This is a genomic window from Sphingomonas sp. (assembly GCF_036269755.1).
Taxonomy (GTDB): domain Bacteria; phylum Pseudomonadota; class Alphaproteobacteria; order Sphingomonadales; family Sphingomonadaceae; genus Sphingomonas.
On record NZ_DATBDV010000004.1, the window covers coordinates 299,664 to 314,155 of the forward strand.

Here is a 14,492-nt window from a genome sequence, read left to right on the forward strand (position 1 = left end):
TTGCGGCTCCGCTTTGCAAACCCTTTTTGCCGCGTCTGCGGCTACCAGCGCGATTGCTGGCGGTTGTGGCGGTCGATCGACATCAGGATGCCGACGCACAGTAGCACGGTCATTTGCGACGATCCGCCATAGCTGATCAGCGGCAAAGGTACGCCGACCACCGGAGCCAGCCCCATCACCATCGCCATGTTGATCGCGACGTAGAAGAACAGGGTCGTCGCGAGCCCCGCCGCAGTCAGCCGTGCGAAGCGCCCCTGCGCGCGGATTGCGACGTTCATCGCCCACCACACCACGCCGAACCACGCCATGATGAGAAGCACGCCGCCGACCAAGCCCCATTCCTCCATCATCGTCGCCAGCGCGAAATCGGTATGCCCCTCGGGCAGATAGTCGAGGTGGCTCTGCGTTCCGTTGAGGAACCCCTTGCCCCAGATCCCGCCCGATCCGATCGCGATCTTCGACTGGCTGATATGGTAGCCGGTGCCGAGCGGGTCGCTTTCGGGATCGAGAAAGATCAGGATACGGTTGCGCTGGTAATCGTGGAGGATGAAGTTGAACGCGAGCGGCGCGGCGATCGCCGCGAACAGCCCGCCGCCGAGGAATAGCCGCAAGGGGATGCCGGCAAGGAACATCACGACGATGCCGCCGGCGGTGATCATCAGCGCAGTGCCGAGGTCGGGCTGGAGCATGACGAGGCCGGCGGGCACTCCGATCAGCACCAAAGCGGGCCAGATCGCGACGAACTTGCGAGTCTCGCTCAAAGGCAGCAGATCGTAGAAGCGCGCGACCGCGAGCACGATGAACGGCTTCATCAACTCCGACGGCTGGAGCCGAATGATCCCGAGGTCGAGCCAGCGCTGGCTGCCGCCCGCGACCTTGCCGAGCACTTCGACTCCGACAAGGGCCAAGCAGAGCAGCACATAGGCGGGGAGGCTGATCATCCCCCAGAAATCCTCGCGCACCCGCGACAAGGCCATCGCCGCGGCAAGGAACGCGAAGAAGCGGATGCCCTGCGGCAAAGCCCATTTGTGAAAATTGGCGCCCGCCGCCGAATAGAGGACGAGCAGGTCGAAGCAGCCGATCGCCAGGATCAGCAGGATGATCTTCCACGGCAGCTGCGCGAGCGGCTCGGGCACGAAACCAAGCGCCGCAGCGGAACCACGCCTCATTGATCGACCTCGTGCGACCCTTGTTCGGCGGGCAGCGCGGTGTTGGCGACCGCGGCTGCCGAGCTGTTGGCGGCATCGGTCGCCGCTTCGACTGCTGGCGCCTCGGTGGGGGCGGGGGCGTCTGCCTCGGTCTGGACCGCCTGCACCGCCGAGATCTGGCTCTTATAGGCAGCGGTCTCGGCCGTGGCGCGGATGACGATGTCGCCGCCCCAGGTCGGCTCGAGCTCGGCGAGCGATTTGAGCGCGCGGTCGCGGTCGAGCAGATAGGTCATGATGTCGCGCCCGATCCCGGGCGAATCGAGATTGCGCACGGTGTGGCCGCCATGTTCGAGCACGACAGCGGCGGCATAACGCGGGTTTTCGGCCGGCGCGAAGCAAACCAGCAATGCATGGTCGCGCAGTTTGAATGGCAAGGAGGCGTTGCTCAGTACCCCGCTCCCACGCTCGGCCATGGTGATCCGGCGGACCTGGGCGGTCCCCGTCTTGGCGGCGAGCGAGACGCCCGGAATGTTGAGCCGCGCCGCGCCGCCGGTGCCGCCTTGATTGACCACGCCGTACATCGCGTCGCGTATATAGGCGAGGTGGGCGGGATCGAGCGGCAGCGGATTGGCGGCGCGCGCGGGCTGGTCCATCAGCAACCGCGGCACCAGCGCGCGGCCCGAAGCGATGCGCGACGCCATGACCGCGAGCTGTAGCGGGTTGGCGAGCACGTACCCTTGGCCAATCGATGCGTTGAGCGAGTCGGCGACGGTCCAGTCGGCCTTGTACCTGCGCCGCTTCCACCCGCTGTCGGGGACGGTGCCATAGCGTTGCGTGGGGAAGGGGATGTCGAACTTTTGCCCCAGCCCGAGCGTGCGCGCGACGGGCGCCACGTTGTCGTAGCCCAGGCGGCGGACCATTTCGTAGAAATAAATGTCGCAGCTCGCCATGATGGCTTGCTTGAGATTGAGCGGGCCGTGGCCGCTCTTCTTGTGGCAGTGAAAGATGCCGTTACCGACCCTGAGCGCACCGCTGCAGCTGATCCGGTCTTCGGGGCTCACGCCGTTGTGGAGCAGCGCCAGCCCGTTCATCGGCTTGACCGTCGATCCCGGCGGGTACAGCCCCTGCAGGATTTTGTTCATCAGCGGCACGTGGTCGTTGTCCGACAGCATCTTCCACTCGAGGTGGCTGATCCCGTCCGAAAAGCTGTTGGGGTCGTAAGCCGGCATCGACACGAACGCGAGAACGTCGCCATTCGTCGTGTCGAGCACCACCACTGAGCCCGAATTGGTGCCGAGCCGCCGCGCCGCATATTCCTGCAGACCCGCGTCGATCGTCAGCCGCTGGACATGACCGGGCGTCGCGCTGCGCGTCGCCAGCTCGCGCACCAACTTGCCGTGGGCGGTGACTTCGACTCGCTTAGCGCCGCCTTCGCCGCGCAGTTTGGCTTCCAGTGTCTTTTCAAGTCCATCCTTGCCAATCTTGAATCCCGGCGTGATGAGCAACGGGTCCTTGATTTGCCGATATTGCTCGGCCGAAGCCGCGCCGACATACCCGGTCAAATGCGCGACAGCCTGTCCGGCGGGATAGTTGCGTGAGAACCCCATGCTCGGCGCGACGCCCGGTAGTTCCGGAATGCGCAACTGGACGGCCGCGAAGCGGTCCGGATCGAGACCCTCGACTACCTGGACCGGCTGGAACCCCGCAGCGCGCTTGAGGTCGGTCTCGATCCGCACGATCTGTTCGGGCGGCAGACCGAGCAGCTGCTGGAGCAGCGTGAAGACGCGCGGTCTTTCGGCCTCGGGCAGGCGATCAGGTATGATATCGACGCGGAAATCGGTGCGATTGTTGGCGATCGCATGGCCGTAGCGGTCGACGATCCAGCCGCGGCGCGGCGGGATCATCGTCAAATTGACTCGATTGCTTTCGGACAACAGCCGGTAATGCTCGTTCTCGGCCACCGACAGCCATCCCATCCGCGCCGCCAGCGCGAGCGCGACCGCGCCCTGCGCGCCGCCGACCATCAGCGCCCGGCGCGAGAAGCTGTAGCTCTGGGCGGCGTCGGTGGTGAGGCGCGGCGGCCGGCTCAAGCGCGGCCCCGCTTCCGGTCGAGCCAGGCGACCAATCGAGCGACGAAGGGATAGAGCAGCACCGCGGCGATCACCTGAAACAGCAGCAAGGTATCGACATGCGCCGCAAGCGGCGTCGCGATCAAGCGCCCGATGCTGAGGCAGAACGCGATCGCCCCCGACGCCAGCACCCAATCCTGCCAGAAATCGCGCGACATCAGCCGTTGATCGAGCAAGTCGATGATGACGATGCTGAGCGTCCACAGCAGGATCGCGCTTCCCAGCGGCTGTCCGCTGATCAGATCGTCGAAGAAGCCGAACGGAATCGGCGTCCACGCGCGCACCGTCTCGGGCCGCAGCAGTCGCCATGCGAGCAGGATCATGAGCCCGAGCGGCGGCAAGACCGGAAAAGTCGCAACCATGGGAACGATCGTCAGCATCGACCCGAGCACGATCGACGCGGCGGGGATTGCCCATGCGGCCGCAGGAACTGGATCGGGCGCGAACGCGCCACCGGCCTGCTTCACGGCCGCGAGTCTGCGGGAGGCGCCGGGGGCGGTGTCATGAAGGCGCTCAGTACGATCGCGTAATCGAGCGCGTCGGGCGACGCATAGGGTCTGGCCAGCGCGCCATCGCGTGTGCGGCTGGTGACTTGGCCGACCGGCAGGTTGGGCGGGAAGAGTCCGCCGGTGCCCGAGGTCACCAGCACGTCGCCGGGGCCGAATGCCGCATTGCCGAGCGCGATCGGCTTGACGTCGAGCACGCCGTCGCCGCGCCCGGTCGCGAAGCCGGGTGCGCCGTCCCTCGTGCGGCGAACGGGAATGACGCTTTCGGGATCGGTCAGCAGCAATATGCGCGCCGTATCCGGCCCTGCTTCCAGCACGCGACCGACCAATCCATCGGCAGCACGCACCGGCATGCCGGCATGCACCCCCTGAATCAGCCCGGCATAGAGCAACGCGAAGCGCCGCGTACTTCCCGCCGACGAGCTGACCACGCGCGCGGTGGTGACGGTTTCGGTGCCCGGCTCGCGCACTGCGAGCAGCTTCTTGAGGCGGATATTCTCATAAGCGATGGCGCGCGCGCGGATGAGTTGCTGGCGCTCGCCCGCGATTTGCTCCTTCAGCCGGGCATTCTCGCCATGCACGCCGAAAAAGCTGCCGATGGCCGACGGAATGCCGGTGATCCCGCGCCATATGGATCCGACTCCCCAGCTGATCGGCGCAGTAACCTCGGCCGCGCCCGAACGCAGCGCGGAAAAAGCGGGCGGGTCGAACGTCGCCAGCGCGAGCAGGACAGCCCCCACCAGCGCTCCCGCGATCGCGATCACGTAGCCGATGAACAGACCATATTGCGCCCGTCGCGAGAAACCCGGGCGCCGGTTGCGTGGCGGCGCCATCCATCCCCCTTACACTTGATGCGGCCCGGCGGCACCGTATCGGCGGAACCAATCGATCAAGCCGTGTGCAGCACGCCCTTGAACATCGGATCTTCGAGCGCGCGGCCGGTGCCCAGCGCGACGCAGGTCAGCGGGTCTTCGGCAATCGTCACCGGCAGGCCGGTCTCGTCGCGCAGTACTTCGTCGATGCCGTGGAGCAACGCGCCGCCGCCGGTCAAGACGATGCCCTGGTCGACGATGTCCGCTGCCAACTCGGGCGCGGTGTTCTCTAGCGCGATGCGCACGCCCTCGACGATCGTCCCGACCGGCTCGCTCAGTGCTTCGGCGATCTGGCCCTGGTTGATCTGGATTTCCTTGGGCACGCCATTGACCAAGTCGCGACCCTTGATGTGGATCGTCAGACCGATGCCATCGGCAGGCGGCTTGGCGGTGCCGACTTCCTGCTTGATCCGCTCGGCGGTCGCTTCGCCGATCAGCAGATTATGGTTGCGGCGCACGTACGACACGATCGCTTCGTCCATCTTGTCGCCGCCGACGCGAACCGAAGTGGTGTAAGCAAGCCCGCGCAGGCTGAGCACCGCGACTTCGGTGGTGCCGCCGCCGATATCGACCACCATGCTGCCGATCGGCTCGGTCACGGGCATCCCGGCGCCGATCGCCGCCGCCATCGGCTCCTCGATCAGCCACACCTGGCTGGCACCTGCATTCTGCGCGGCGTCGCGGATCGCGCGGCGCTCGACGCTGGTCGATCCGGAGGGGACGCAGATCACGATCTTGGGCCAGCGCATGAAGCGGCGCTGGCCGCCATGCACCTTGCGGATGAAGTGGCTGATCATCTGTTCCGCCACGTCGATATCGGCGATGACGCCATCGCGAAGCGGACGAATCGCCTGGATGCTGTCGGGGGTCTTGCCCATCATCAGCTTGGCGTCGTCGCCGACCGCCTTGACCTTCTTCTGACCGTTGATCGTCTCGACTGCGACCACCGACGGCTCGTTGAGCACCACGCCGCGCCCGCGTAGGTAGACGACGGTGTTCGCCGTCCCCAGATCGATCGCCATGTCGTGCGACATGAGCTTGAAGAAACGCCCGAAGACCATAGTGAAGATACCGCCCGAAAAGGCGCGCAAACCGACGCGCTCAAAGTTTTTGTTCCCCCGCCGCAAAGCCTAGTTCCGGGCTCCGGTTGGTCGGCATTAACGGTCGCGAGAGCCGGCCGCTTGGGCTAGAGTCACACCCATGTCAATACGGCGCCTCCCCGAACATCTGGTCAATCGTATCGCTGCCGGTGAGGTGGTGGAAAGACCCGCCAGCGCGTTGAAGGAACTGGTCGAAAACGCGATCGACGCTGGCGCGACGCGGATTGCGGTGCGGCTGGCGGCGGGCGGGATCGACCTGATCGAGGTGGTCGACGACGGGTGTGGGATGACTCCGTCCGACATGGCGCTGGCGCTCGAGCGGCACGCGACGTCGAAGCTGCCCGACGAAGCGATCGACCAAGTCACCACTTTGGGCTTTCGCGGCGAAGCGCTGCCGTCGATTGCCAGCGTCGCGCGGCTGACGCTCGAAAGCCGGGTCCGCAGGAGCGACGGCTGGCGGCGTGTGATCGACAATGGCGCGTTGGTGGAGGAGGGCCCCGCCGCCTTGCCGCCGGGCACGCGCGTTCGCGTCGAGGGCTTGTTCGACAAGGTGCCCGCGCGGCGCAAGTTCCTGCGCACGCCGCGCGCCGAATATGGTGCGAGCCTCGACATCGTCCGGCGCCTTGCGATGGCGCGCCCTGACATCGCCTTTTCGGTCGAGCATGACGGGCGGCGCAGCCTCGCCACCAGCGCGCCCGAGGATCGCCCGGCGCGCGTCGCCGCGCTGACCGATCGCGCGCTGGCCGACAACAGCGTCGGTGTCGATTGGGAGCGCGACGGCGTGCGGTTGGGCGGGGTAGCGGGGCTGCCGACGTTCAACCGCGGGGTTGCGGACCACCAATATCTATTCGTCAACGGCCGGCCGGTGAAGGACCGGCTGCTGCTCGGCGCGATCCGTGGTGCCTATGCCGAGATGCTGGCGCGTGATCGCCATCCGGTGGTGGCGCTGTTCCTCGATCTTCCCGCCGAGATGGTCGACGTCAACGTCCACCCGGCGAAGACCGAAGTGCGCTTCCGCGAGCCGCAGATGATCCGCGGACTGATCGTCGGCGGATTGCGGCGGGCGATCGAGGAGGCGGGGCACCGTTCGGTGCAGCGGCCGAGTGACGCGGCGCTTGCGGCGTGGCAAGCGGAGCCGCAGGCCCGTCATGCCGGCGAAGGCCAGGATTTCTGGCAGTATTCTGAGCAGCCAGAGATCCCGGCCTTCGCCGGGATGACGCCAGTCATGGAACGGCGCGCCACCTTTTTCTCGCCGCCGCCACAGGCTCGCGCAGAACCCGCTTACGCCCCGCCGCCCGACACCGTCGCCCACCCGCTCGGCGTCGCGCGCGGGCAAGTCGCGAAGACCTATATCGTCGCCGAGGCCGAGGATGGGCTGGTGCTGGTCGACCAGCACGCGGCGCACGAACGCCTGGTGCTCGAACGCATGCGCGCGGCCCTCGCGGGCGGCCGCGTCGCCAGCCAAGCATTGCTGCTGCCCGAAGTGGTCGAGCTCGAAGAGCCCGCTTGCGATCGGCTTGAGGCGCGTTTGCCCGAACTCGCCGAATTCGGCCTTGACCTCGAACGCTTCGGCCCGCGCGCGATGCTCGTCCGCGCGACCCCCGCAATACTAGGGCAGGGGGATTTGATGGGCCTCGTCACCGACCTCGCCGACGAACTCGCCGCGTTCGACGAGGCGCTGGGCCTCAAGGAACGCCTCGATCATGTCGCCGCGACGATGGCGTGTCACGGCTCCGTCCGCGCCGGCCGCGTGCTGTCGGTCGCCGAGATGAACGCGCTGCTCCGCGAAATGGAAGTCACGCCACGCTCGGGCCAGTGCAACCATGGCCGACCGACTTGGGTGAAGCTCGCGCACAGCGACATCGAAAAATTGTTCGGGAGGAAGTGAGCGGAGTCCCGAGCCTTTCGAAAGTTCCAGCCTATCGCGAAAATATAACCGTTCACCATTTGGAAACTTTGTCGGCGCCGCGCATTCTTAGCGGTCAAGGTCATCACGACCCGTTGGAAATTGCCGTGAACAAGGTCATGCCAGTCGTCTTCGCCCTGATCCCGCTCGCCGCCGTGCTCGGAGCTTGTGTTTCGACGTTCTGATCTCCCCAGTCAGGACGTCGCGGCCTCTTCCCCCCGAAGAGGGTCGCTACGGAAAAGGGCCGCCCGGATATCCGGACGGCCCTTTTCTTTGCCTGCAACGTGTAGAGCCGATCAGCCTCCAGCGGCTTCCCCGGCTTCGGGCGCATCCGCCACCACCCGGACCTCGGCGGTCGCGCCGGGCTCGGCATTGGGGTCGAAGTCCTCGGTAAAGCCGGCGACGTCGCGGCCTTCCTCGAACATCTGCGCCATGACGTCGACGCCCTGCGACTGCATCTCGGCCTCTTCGGGCGAGCGAGCGACGTTGACCTTGACGGTCACCGACACTTCGGGGTGCAGCTGCACGCGCACGTCGTACACGCCGATCGCCTTGATCGGCTTGTCGAGCACGATCTGGCTCTTGGCGACCTTGTGGCCGTCGGCCTCGAGCGCTTCGACCAGATCGCGAACCGCGACCGAGCCGTACAGCTGCCCGGTGTTCGACGCCTGACGGATCAGCGTCACCGAGACGTCGCTGTACGACTTGGCGTCCTTTTCGGCGTCCGAGCGGCGCGAGGCGTTGTCGGCCTCGATCTTCGCGCGGTTGGTTTCGAAGACCTTGCGGTTCGCTTCGTTGGCGCGGAGCGCCTTCTTGTTGGGCAGAAGGAAGTTGCGGGCGAACCCGTCCTTGACCTTCACGACATCGCCGATGGCGCCGAGCTTCTCGACGCGTTCCAGCAGAATGACATCCATCGTGTCTGCTCCTTACTTCACGAGGTAGGGCAGCAGGCCCAGATGACGCGCGCGCTTGATCGCCTGGGCGAGCTCGCGCTGCTTCTTCGCGCTCACCGACGTGATGCGCGAGGGGACGATCTTGCCACGTTCGGAGACGAAGCCCTGCAGCAGCCGGACATCCTTATAGTCGATCCGGGGCGCATCCTTGGCGGAAAACGGGCAGCTCTTGCGGCGGCGGAAAAAGGGTCGTGCCATGATTGTCTATCCTTATTCGCTATCGAAGCCGCCGCGGGGACCGCGGTCACGGTCGGGACGATCGCCCCGGTCACGGCCGCGCTCGCGGTCGCGCTCACCCTTGCGCATCATCACGGTCGGGCCGTTCTCATGCGCGTCGACCTTGACGGTCATGTAGCGGATCACGTCCTCGTTGATCTGGGTCTGGCGCTCCAGCTCGGCGACGACCGAACCCGGCGCGTCGATCTCAAGCATCACGTAATGCGCCTTGCGATTCTTCGCGATGCGATAGGCTAGGCTGCGCAGACCCCAGGTCTCGGTCTTGACGACCTTGCCCTGATTGTCCTCGACGATCTTGGTGGCGGCTTCCGCCAGCGCGTCCACTTGCGCCTGTGCCAGATCCTGGCGCGCAAGGAACACGTGCTCGTAAAGAGCCATGTGCATATTCTCTCTGTTGGCCGATCGCTGACGCCGCACCGTGCGACACCCCTCCGGCTATCGTTCTGGGTATCCGGACACAGCCGGAAGCGGGGCCTTTGGCGGAAGCGTGCAAAAAAGGCAAGCCCGTCGCGCACGACGGGCCACGCTCTTGGTGTGTGTTGGTAGAGGGACTAGCGGACTAGTGCCTCAGCCATCCGTAAATGCTTGCGCAGGTCGGGCAGGGTGGCGCGCGCCAAGGCCGCCGTCCCACGCGTACCGGTCCGCGCCTGGTCTTCGAACTCGGCGATGTCCTTACGATGATCGTCGACCATATAGCGCGCGAATTCGCGGTCGAACGCTGGCCCCGACATGCGTTGGAGTTTGCGGTACTCGGTCCGCGCTTCGGGCATCATGTCCGACGGGATCGCGACACGATCGCGGCGGGCGAGTGCTACCGCATCCATCTTCGCCTTGGCGTGATCGGCACGAAGCGTGCGGCCGAACGTACGGGTTCCAGCCGAATCGCCGCGCGTCGCCGCTAGCGCCCCTAGCGTCATCTCCGAATTGTCGCCCTGAATCGCGTCGTGCAGAAAGGACGATGGCGTCTTTGCATTGGCGGGGGTTGCCAGCAGCGCAACCGGCGCGACGAGGAACAGTAAGGCCTTCATGACTCGGCTCCTGAGGATTGGGACTCCGGAACACGCGGAACCGGTTTGCGGTTCCTCGACCAGGCTAGTCCCGCACAGAAAAAGGGCGGCGAGCCCAAGCTCGCCGCCCTCTCATCTTTCAGGCCGAAGCCTTAGTTGAACGCGCCCGACAGGACCGCGCCGATCAGGCCGCCGGTGATCGCGACGAGCACCGCATCGTTGCCCGACCGCACCCAATGATAGCCGCGGGGCGGCGCATAGAGGCGACGGCCGCGATATTGCTGCCAGTTGTTCACCACCTGGTAGTTCTGGGCGTAGCGCGCATCGAAGCGCTGGCCACGGTTCCACCGGCGATAGTTCTGCGCCGGCGCGCGAACCGTTCGCCCGGTGACGACAGTGCGGCCGTTGGGCCTGACTTTGACCTTGGTCACGTGGCGCTGCGGCGCAGCCGAGGCAGGAGCGATCGCGATAGGGCTCGCGAGCATCGCAGCGGCGACGGCACCGAGGACAAACTTCTTCATGACAACCTCCATTTCGAACGACGTCGTGTTTGGCGTCGAAGAGCAATTTGGGGACCAGGTGTCGCGGGTGTTTCGCACCGCTACGGCGAATTGGTCGCGAGCTGTCGCAAAAGATGCCCGCAACTGAACAGGAGTTCAGAAAAGGGCGGAATCCTGCGGATCTGCGCTATCGTCTTGCGTGCGCGCGCGGCGCTTTCTACTGCCGCGAACCAAGAGGAGAGATCATGCGCGCTTTCATTTTCCCGGGGCAGGGCAGCCAGGCGATCGGCATGGGCCACGCGCTGAACGCCGCAAGCCCGGCAGCGCGCGCCGTGTTCCAGGAGGTCGACGAGGCGCTCGGGCAGCATCTGTCGAAGCTGATGTTCGAGGGACCGGCGGACGAGCTGATTCTGACCGCCAACGCTCAGCCGGCAATCATGGCGAACGCGATTGCGACGCTGCGTGTGCTCGAAAAGGAGGGCGGCATCCGCCTGGCCGACAAGGCCGATTACGTCGCCGGCCATTCGCTCGGCGAATATACTGCGTTGTGCGCGGCAGGCGCGTTTGATCTTGCGACCACCGCGCGATTGCTGCGTCTTCGCGGCGAGGTGATGCAGGCGGCGGTGCCGGTTGGCGTAGGTGCGATGGCGGCATTGCTCGGCGCCGATCTCGCCACCGCGCGCGAGATCGCCGACGCGGCGGCGGAGGGCGAGGTCTGCACCGTCGCCAACGATAATGATCCGTCGCAAGTCGTGATTTCGGGTGCCAAGGCCGCGATCGACCGCGCCATCGCGATCGCTAAGGACTATGGCGCCAAGCGCGCGATCGCGTTGCCGGTCTCGGCCCCATTCCATTGCCCGATGATGCAACCCGCCGCCGACGCGATGGCAGAGGCGCTCCGCGAAGCACGGATCGATGCGCCTTTGGTGCCGGTCTTCGCCAACGTCACCGCGAGTCCGGTCAGCGACCCCGACACGATCCGCCAAAAACTGGTCGAGCAGGTCACCGGAATGGTGCGCTGGCGCGAATCGGTGCTGGCGATGAGCGAGGCCGGAGTCGATTGCTTCGTCGAGTTCGGCGGCAAGGTCCTCGCGCCGATGGTCAAGCGCACCGCGCCCGACGTCGATGCCATCAGCGTAATCTCGATGGAGGACATCGAAGCGCTGGCGAAGAGCCTTTAGGTGCGCACGCTTTTCCTCGCGCTGGCACTGTTGATGCCAACATCGGCCGGGGCGCGCGCGGAAATTCCGATCCACGAGGTCGATCTCCGGAGCGGCGCGAGGCGCTATGCCGTCACGCTGACGATCGACGGCAAGCCAGTCGAAGTCGGGCTGGACACGGGGTCGGTCGGGCTCCGCGTGCTGCCGCGCGCGTTGGGCGATGCCGCTCGCGCGGCGAAGGGCGGACGTATTTCGTATTCCTATGGCGCCGGAACCCAATTCGACGGCGCCGCGATTAAGGTCGCGATCAGCGCCGGTGGAATATCCGCCCCCATCACGATCATGCGGATTGATCGGATCGGCTGTAACAGACAGAAGCCGAATTGTGCCGCAGGGCGGTCCGATCCCACGACCTTCGGGATCCAGGGTGACGGCGTTGCCGGGCAGGGATTTGCGGCGATCCTTGGAATCCGGCTCCAGCACGACGCCATCGAAAACCCGTTCCGCCTGCTCGGTGTGAAGCGCTGGTTGGTCGAACTGCCGCGCCCCGGCGACGCGGCAGGGCGGCTGGTTCTCGACCCCGACGACAGCGAGATCGCGAATTACCAGCGCATCGCCCTGGACGATTATGGAAGAACGGCTGGATGCCTGGTCGGCCCACCGCCGCTCAAGGTTTGCGGGCCCGCATTCTTCGATAGCGGTGCACCAGGGCTTCGCATCTTCGGCGACGTTCAACCGCAACGCTGGCCGGATGGTACCCCGATCCAGATCGCCGTGGGCGACGGCAAGGCACTCGCCACGATGGATGTGATTGCCGGGCGCCGCGATCAAGCCAGCGGCATCTTCTACGAACCGACGCCGGCGGTGCCGCAAGTGCGCCTCTCGCTCGGCTTGGCCCCTTATTTTCACTGGTCGGTGCTGTACGATGCCGACCGCAAACAGATCGGGCTCAGGCCGCGTTGACTGGAGTAAGAGAGATGTTCGACCTGACTGGCATGACCGCTTTGGTGACCGGGGCATCGGGGGGCATCGGCTCTGCGATTGCCGAGGCTTTGGCAGGGCAGGGCGCGCGCCTTGCGGTGTCGGGATCCAACGTCGAAAAACTCGAGGCATATCGCGCGTCGCTCGGCGGCGATCACGTCGCGCTGCCATGCAACCTGTCCGATGGCGCCGCGGTCGACGCACTGGTTCCGTCGGCGGTGGAGGCGTTGGACGGCAGACTCGATATCCTCGTCAACAATGCTGGCGTTACGCGCGACAACCTGGCGATGCGGATGAAGGACGAAGAGTGGGATGAGGTGATCCGAGTCAATCTCGAGGCCGCATTCCGCCTGATCCGCGCCGCTGCGCGGCCGATGATGAAGGCGCGGTTCGGCCGCATCATCTCGATCACCAGCGTGGTCGGCGCGACTGGTAACCCGGGACAGGCGAACTATGCCGCATCGAAGGCGGGGCTGGTCGGCATGTCGAAGGCGCTGGCGCAGGAGCTCGCCAGCCGCAACATCACCGTCAATTGCGTCGCCCCCGGCTTCATCCGATCGGCGATGACCGATGTGCTGCCCGAAGCCCAGAGGACCGCACTGTTGTCGCGGATTCCGGCGGGCGATCTCGGCACCGGCGAGGACATCGGCGCGGCGGTCGTCTATCTCGCCAGTAAGGAGGCGGGATACGTCACCGGCCAGACCTTGCACGTCAACGGCGGAATGGCGATGCTGTGAGAATGAGATTCGTGGAGGGAAATATGGTAGGTCGGTGGTCAATCGTTGCGGCGGGCGTTGTGATGCTTGCCGCGAGCCCTGCGGCGGCGCAGCGGATGGGGCCCGATTACAGCCAGCGGGGCCTGCCGGGCGGTAGTGATACCGCATCCGGAGGCGGCGATTTGGCGGGCAAGGATATGCGCCCTGTCGGCTGCATCTATCAATTCTCGCACCGCATTCCCCGGCCCGACATCCTCGACCTGATCAAGAACGGCTATGCTGCGAAAACCAGCAAGCAGAAGGAGACGTTTCAGCTGATCGGCGAGACGATCGCGGCGTGCCGCGCCGGCAACGGCTGGAGTCCGAAACGGCAGGACATAGCGCTGCGGTTCTTCTCCGCCCGAATCCTCACCGACGACGCGCTCTACCAGGGGCGCGACCTCGGCCTGACCGGCGGTGTTGTCCGTGCGCTCTACGCCGGGCTCGATGCGGACTCGAAGGCGGCGTTCGCAACGGGTCGCGTCGACGATGCCCATCTTGCCGCCGCGATGGCGCAACTCAAGGCGGCTGGGCTGGATCCGGAGTCGCTGACCGCCGAGCAGCGCGAGAGGCTGGCGCCGCTGGTCGCGCAAGCGTTGTGGGGGATGCATCAGCAGACCGTCGACGCCGCACAATACAAAGCCGGTTGAACATGATGCCAAGGGCCGCCCTCGTGCTGTGTGTGGCGTCCGCGCTCGGCGCATCTGACTTCACCCCCGCACGGGCGGCCGATCTCTCGACGCTTGGCTGCATAGAGGCGAAACTGGGGCCGGTTGCAATGCAGCGGATCGGCGAAGGCGTCGTCATGGCTGCCGACAAGGGCATCGACCCATCACGTTCGCTCGACGCGGACCGCGAGGCGTTGCTCGCCGCGCGGCAGGCGTGCCGCGTTGCCGGCAATTGGTCGCCCGACGCGGTGCAAGTCGCAACGTCTTACACGCAGGGCCGCGCCACCAAATTGGGTGCCGAATCGGCGCTCCGCCGCGACGGTCTCGATCCCGTGAAGTTGTCGACCGTTTATGCCGCATTGCCGGTGCAGGATCGCAGCAGCTTGATCGCCAAGGCGTCACCGGGTGCAATCAAGGTTATCACCGCCGTGGCCAGGCAGGCCACCGCGCGGCGCCATGTCCTGCTCTATCTCGCGGCGCTCGCGGGACTCGAATTCTATCCTGCCGAGTTCGCCGCGGCTTGACGCCGACACTTGCGCGGGCACCAACCCCGTTCTAGGTGCGTTCAGG

16 protein-coding genes are annotated in these 14,492 nt (G+C 65.9%); 6 read left to right on the top strand and 10 right to left on the bottom strand.

All coding sequences use genetic code 11. From position 1 onward, the window contains the following. Nucleotides 1–41: 41 nt before the first annotated feature. The 5 genes from rodA to VH326_RS03825 are packed head-to-tail and all read right to left on the bottom strand — an operon-like array spanning nucleotide 42 to nucleotide 5,716. Complete coding sequence (gene rodA, locus VH326_RS03805; RefSeq protein ID WP_329630465.1) at nucleotides 42–1,169, bottom strand: rod shape-determining protein RodA; 1,128 nt, start codon at nucleotides 1,167–1,169, stop codon at nucleotides 42–44. After that, nucleotides 1,166–3,238 (bottom strand): penicillin-binding protein 2, encoded by a 2,073-nt coding sequence (mrdA, locus tag VH326_RS03810; protein WP_329630466.1) that lies wholly within the window; start codon nucleotides 3,236–3,238, stop codon nucleotides 1,166–1,168. Before mrdA ends, rodA begins: the two co-directional genes overlap by 4 nt. Then, nucleotides 3,235–3,744 (bottom strand): rod shape-determining protein MreD, encoded by a 510-nt coding sequence (gene mreD, locus VH326_RS03815; RefSeq protein WP_329630467.1) that lies wholly within the window; start codon nucleotides 3,742–3,744, stop codon nucleotides 3,235–3,237. Before mreD ends, mrdA begins: the two co-directional genes overlap by 4 nt. Then, on the bottom strand, nucleotides 3,741–4,616 hold the full coding sequence (gene mreC / locus VH326_RS03820) for a rod shape-determining protein MreC (RefSeq protein WP_329630468.1): 876 nt from the start codon (nucleotides 4,614–4,616) through the stop codon (nucleotides 3,741–3,743). Before mreC ends, mreD begins: the two co-directional genes overlap by 4 nt. Nucleotides 4,617–4,672: 56 nt before the next feature. Beyond that, the gene (locus VH326_RS03825; protein ID WP_329630785.1) at nucleotides 4,673–5,716 is read right to left on the bottom strand and encodes a rod shape-determining protein; all 1,044 of its coding nucleotides are present in this window, start codon (nucleotides 5,714–5,716) and stop codon (nucleotides 4,673–4,675) included. A 139-nt stretch (nucleotides 5,717–5,855) separates the two neighbouring features. On the opposite strand from VH326_RS03825, the gene mutL reads away from it, so the two are divergent. Beyond that, the gene (gene mutL, locus VH326_RS03830) at nucleotides 5,856–7,643 is read left to right on the top strand and encodes a DNA mismatch repair endonuclease MutL (protein WP_329630469.1); all 1,788 of its coding nucleotides are present in this window, start codon (nucleotides 5,856–5,858) and stop codon (nucleotides 7,641–7,643) included. A gap of 314 nt (nucleotides 7,644–7,957) precedes the next feature. Here the strand turns inward: mutL and rplI are convergent, their stop codons facing one another. The 5 genes from rplI to VH326_RS03855 form a co-directional block, all read right to left on the bottom strand. Further along, nucleotides 7,958–8,575, bottom strand: a complete 618-nt coding sequence (gene rplI, locus VH326_RS03835; RefSeq protein WP_329630470.1) for a 50S ribosomal protein L9 — start codon at nucleotides 8,573–8,575, stop codon at nucleotides 7,958–7,960. Nucleotides 8,576–8,587: 12 nt separating this feature from the next. Further along, entirely contained in the window at nucleotides 8,588–8,812 is a 225-nt protein-coding gene (gene rpsR, locus VH326_RS03840) for a 30S ribosomal protein S18 (RefSeq protein WP_066583513.1), read from the bottom strand. 12 nt (nucleotides 8,813–8,824) lie between these two features. Continuing rightward, on the bottom strand, nucleotides 8,825–9,229 hold the full coding sequence (rpsF, locus tag VH326_RS03845; RefSeq protein ID WP_329630471.1) for a 30S ribosomal protein S6: 405 nt from the start codon (nucleotides 9,227–9,229) through the stop codon (nucleotides 8,825–8,827). A gap of 173 nt (nucleotides 9,230–9,402) precedes the next feature. Continuing rightward, a complete protein-coding gene (locus VH326_RS03850; protein WP_329630472.1) occupies nucleotides 9,403–9,879 on the bottom strand; it encodes a DUF4142 domain-containing protein in 477 nt (158 codons plus the stop codon). A 131-nt stretch (nucleotides 9,880–10,010) separates the two neighbouring features. Further along, on the bottom strand, nucleotides 10,011–10,379 hold the full coding sequence (locus tag VH326_RS03855; protein WP_329630473.1) for an RcnB family protein: 369 nt from the start codon (nucleotides 10,377–10,379) through the stop codon (nucleotides 10,011–10,013). A gap of 224 nt (nucleotides 10,380–10,603) precedes the next feature. Between VH326_RS03855 and fabD the strand changes: the two genes are divergently transcribed. From fabD to VH326_RS03880, 5 genes are all read left to right on the top strand, one after another. After that, nucleotides 10,604–11,539, top strand: a complete 936-nt coding sequence (gene fabD, locus VH326_RS03860; RefSeq protein WP_329630474.1) for an ACP S-malonyltransferase — start codon at nucleotides 10,604–10,606, stop codon at nucleotides 11,537–11,539. Further along, nucleotides 11,540–12,481, top strand: a complete 942-nt coding sequence (locus VH326_RS03865) for a hypothetical protein (protein WP_329630475.1) — start codon at nucleotides 11,540–11,542, stop codon at nucleotides 12,479–12,481. Between the two features lie 14 nt (nucleotides 12,482–12,495). After that, entirely contained in the window at nucleotides 12,496–13,236 is a 741-nt protein-coding gene (gene fabG / locus VH326_RS03870) for a 3-oxoacyl-[acyl-carrier-protein] reductase (protein WP_329630476.1), read from the top strand. A gap of 62 nt (nucleotides 13,237–13,298) precedes the next feature. Then, entirely contained in the window at nucleotides 13,299–13,904 is a 606-nt protein-coding gene (locus tag VH326_RS03875) for a hypothetical protein (RefSeq protein WP_329630477.1), read from the top strand. A 128-nt stretch (nucleotides 13,905–14,032) separates the two neighbouring features. Then, a complete protein-coding gene (locus VH326_RS03880; protein ID WP_329630478.1) occupies nucleotides 14,033–14,446 on the top strand; it encodes a hypothetical protein in 414 nt (137 codons plus the stop codon). The last annotated feature ends 46 nt before the right edge of the window (nucleotides 14,447–14,492 follow it).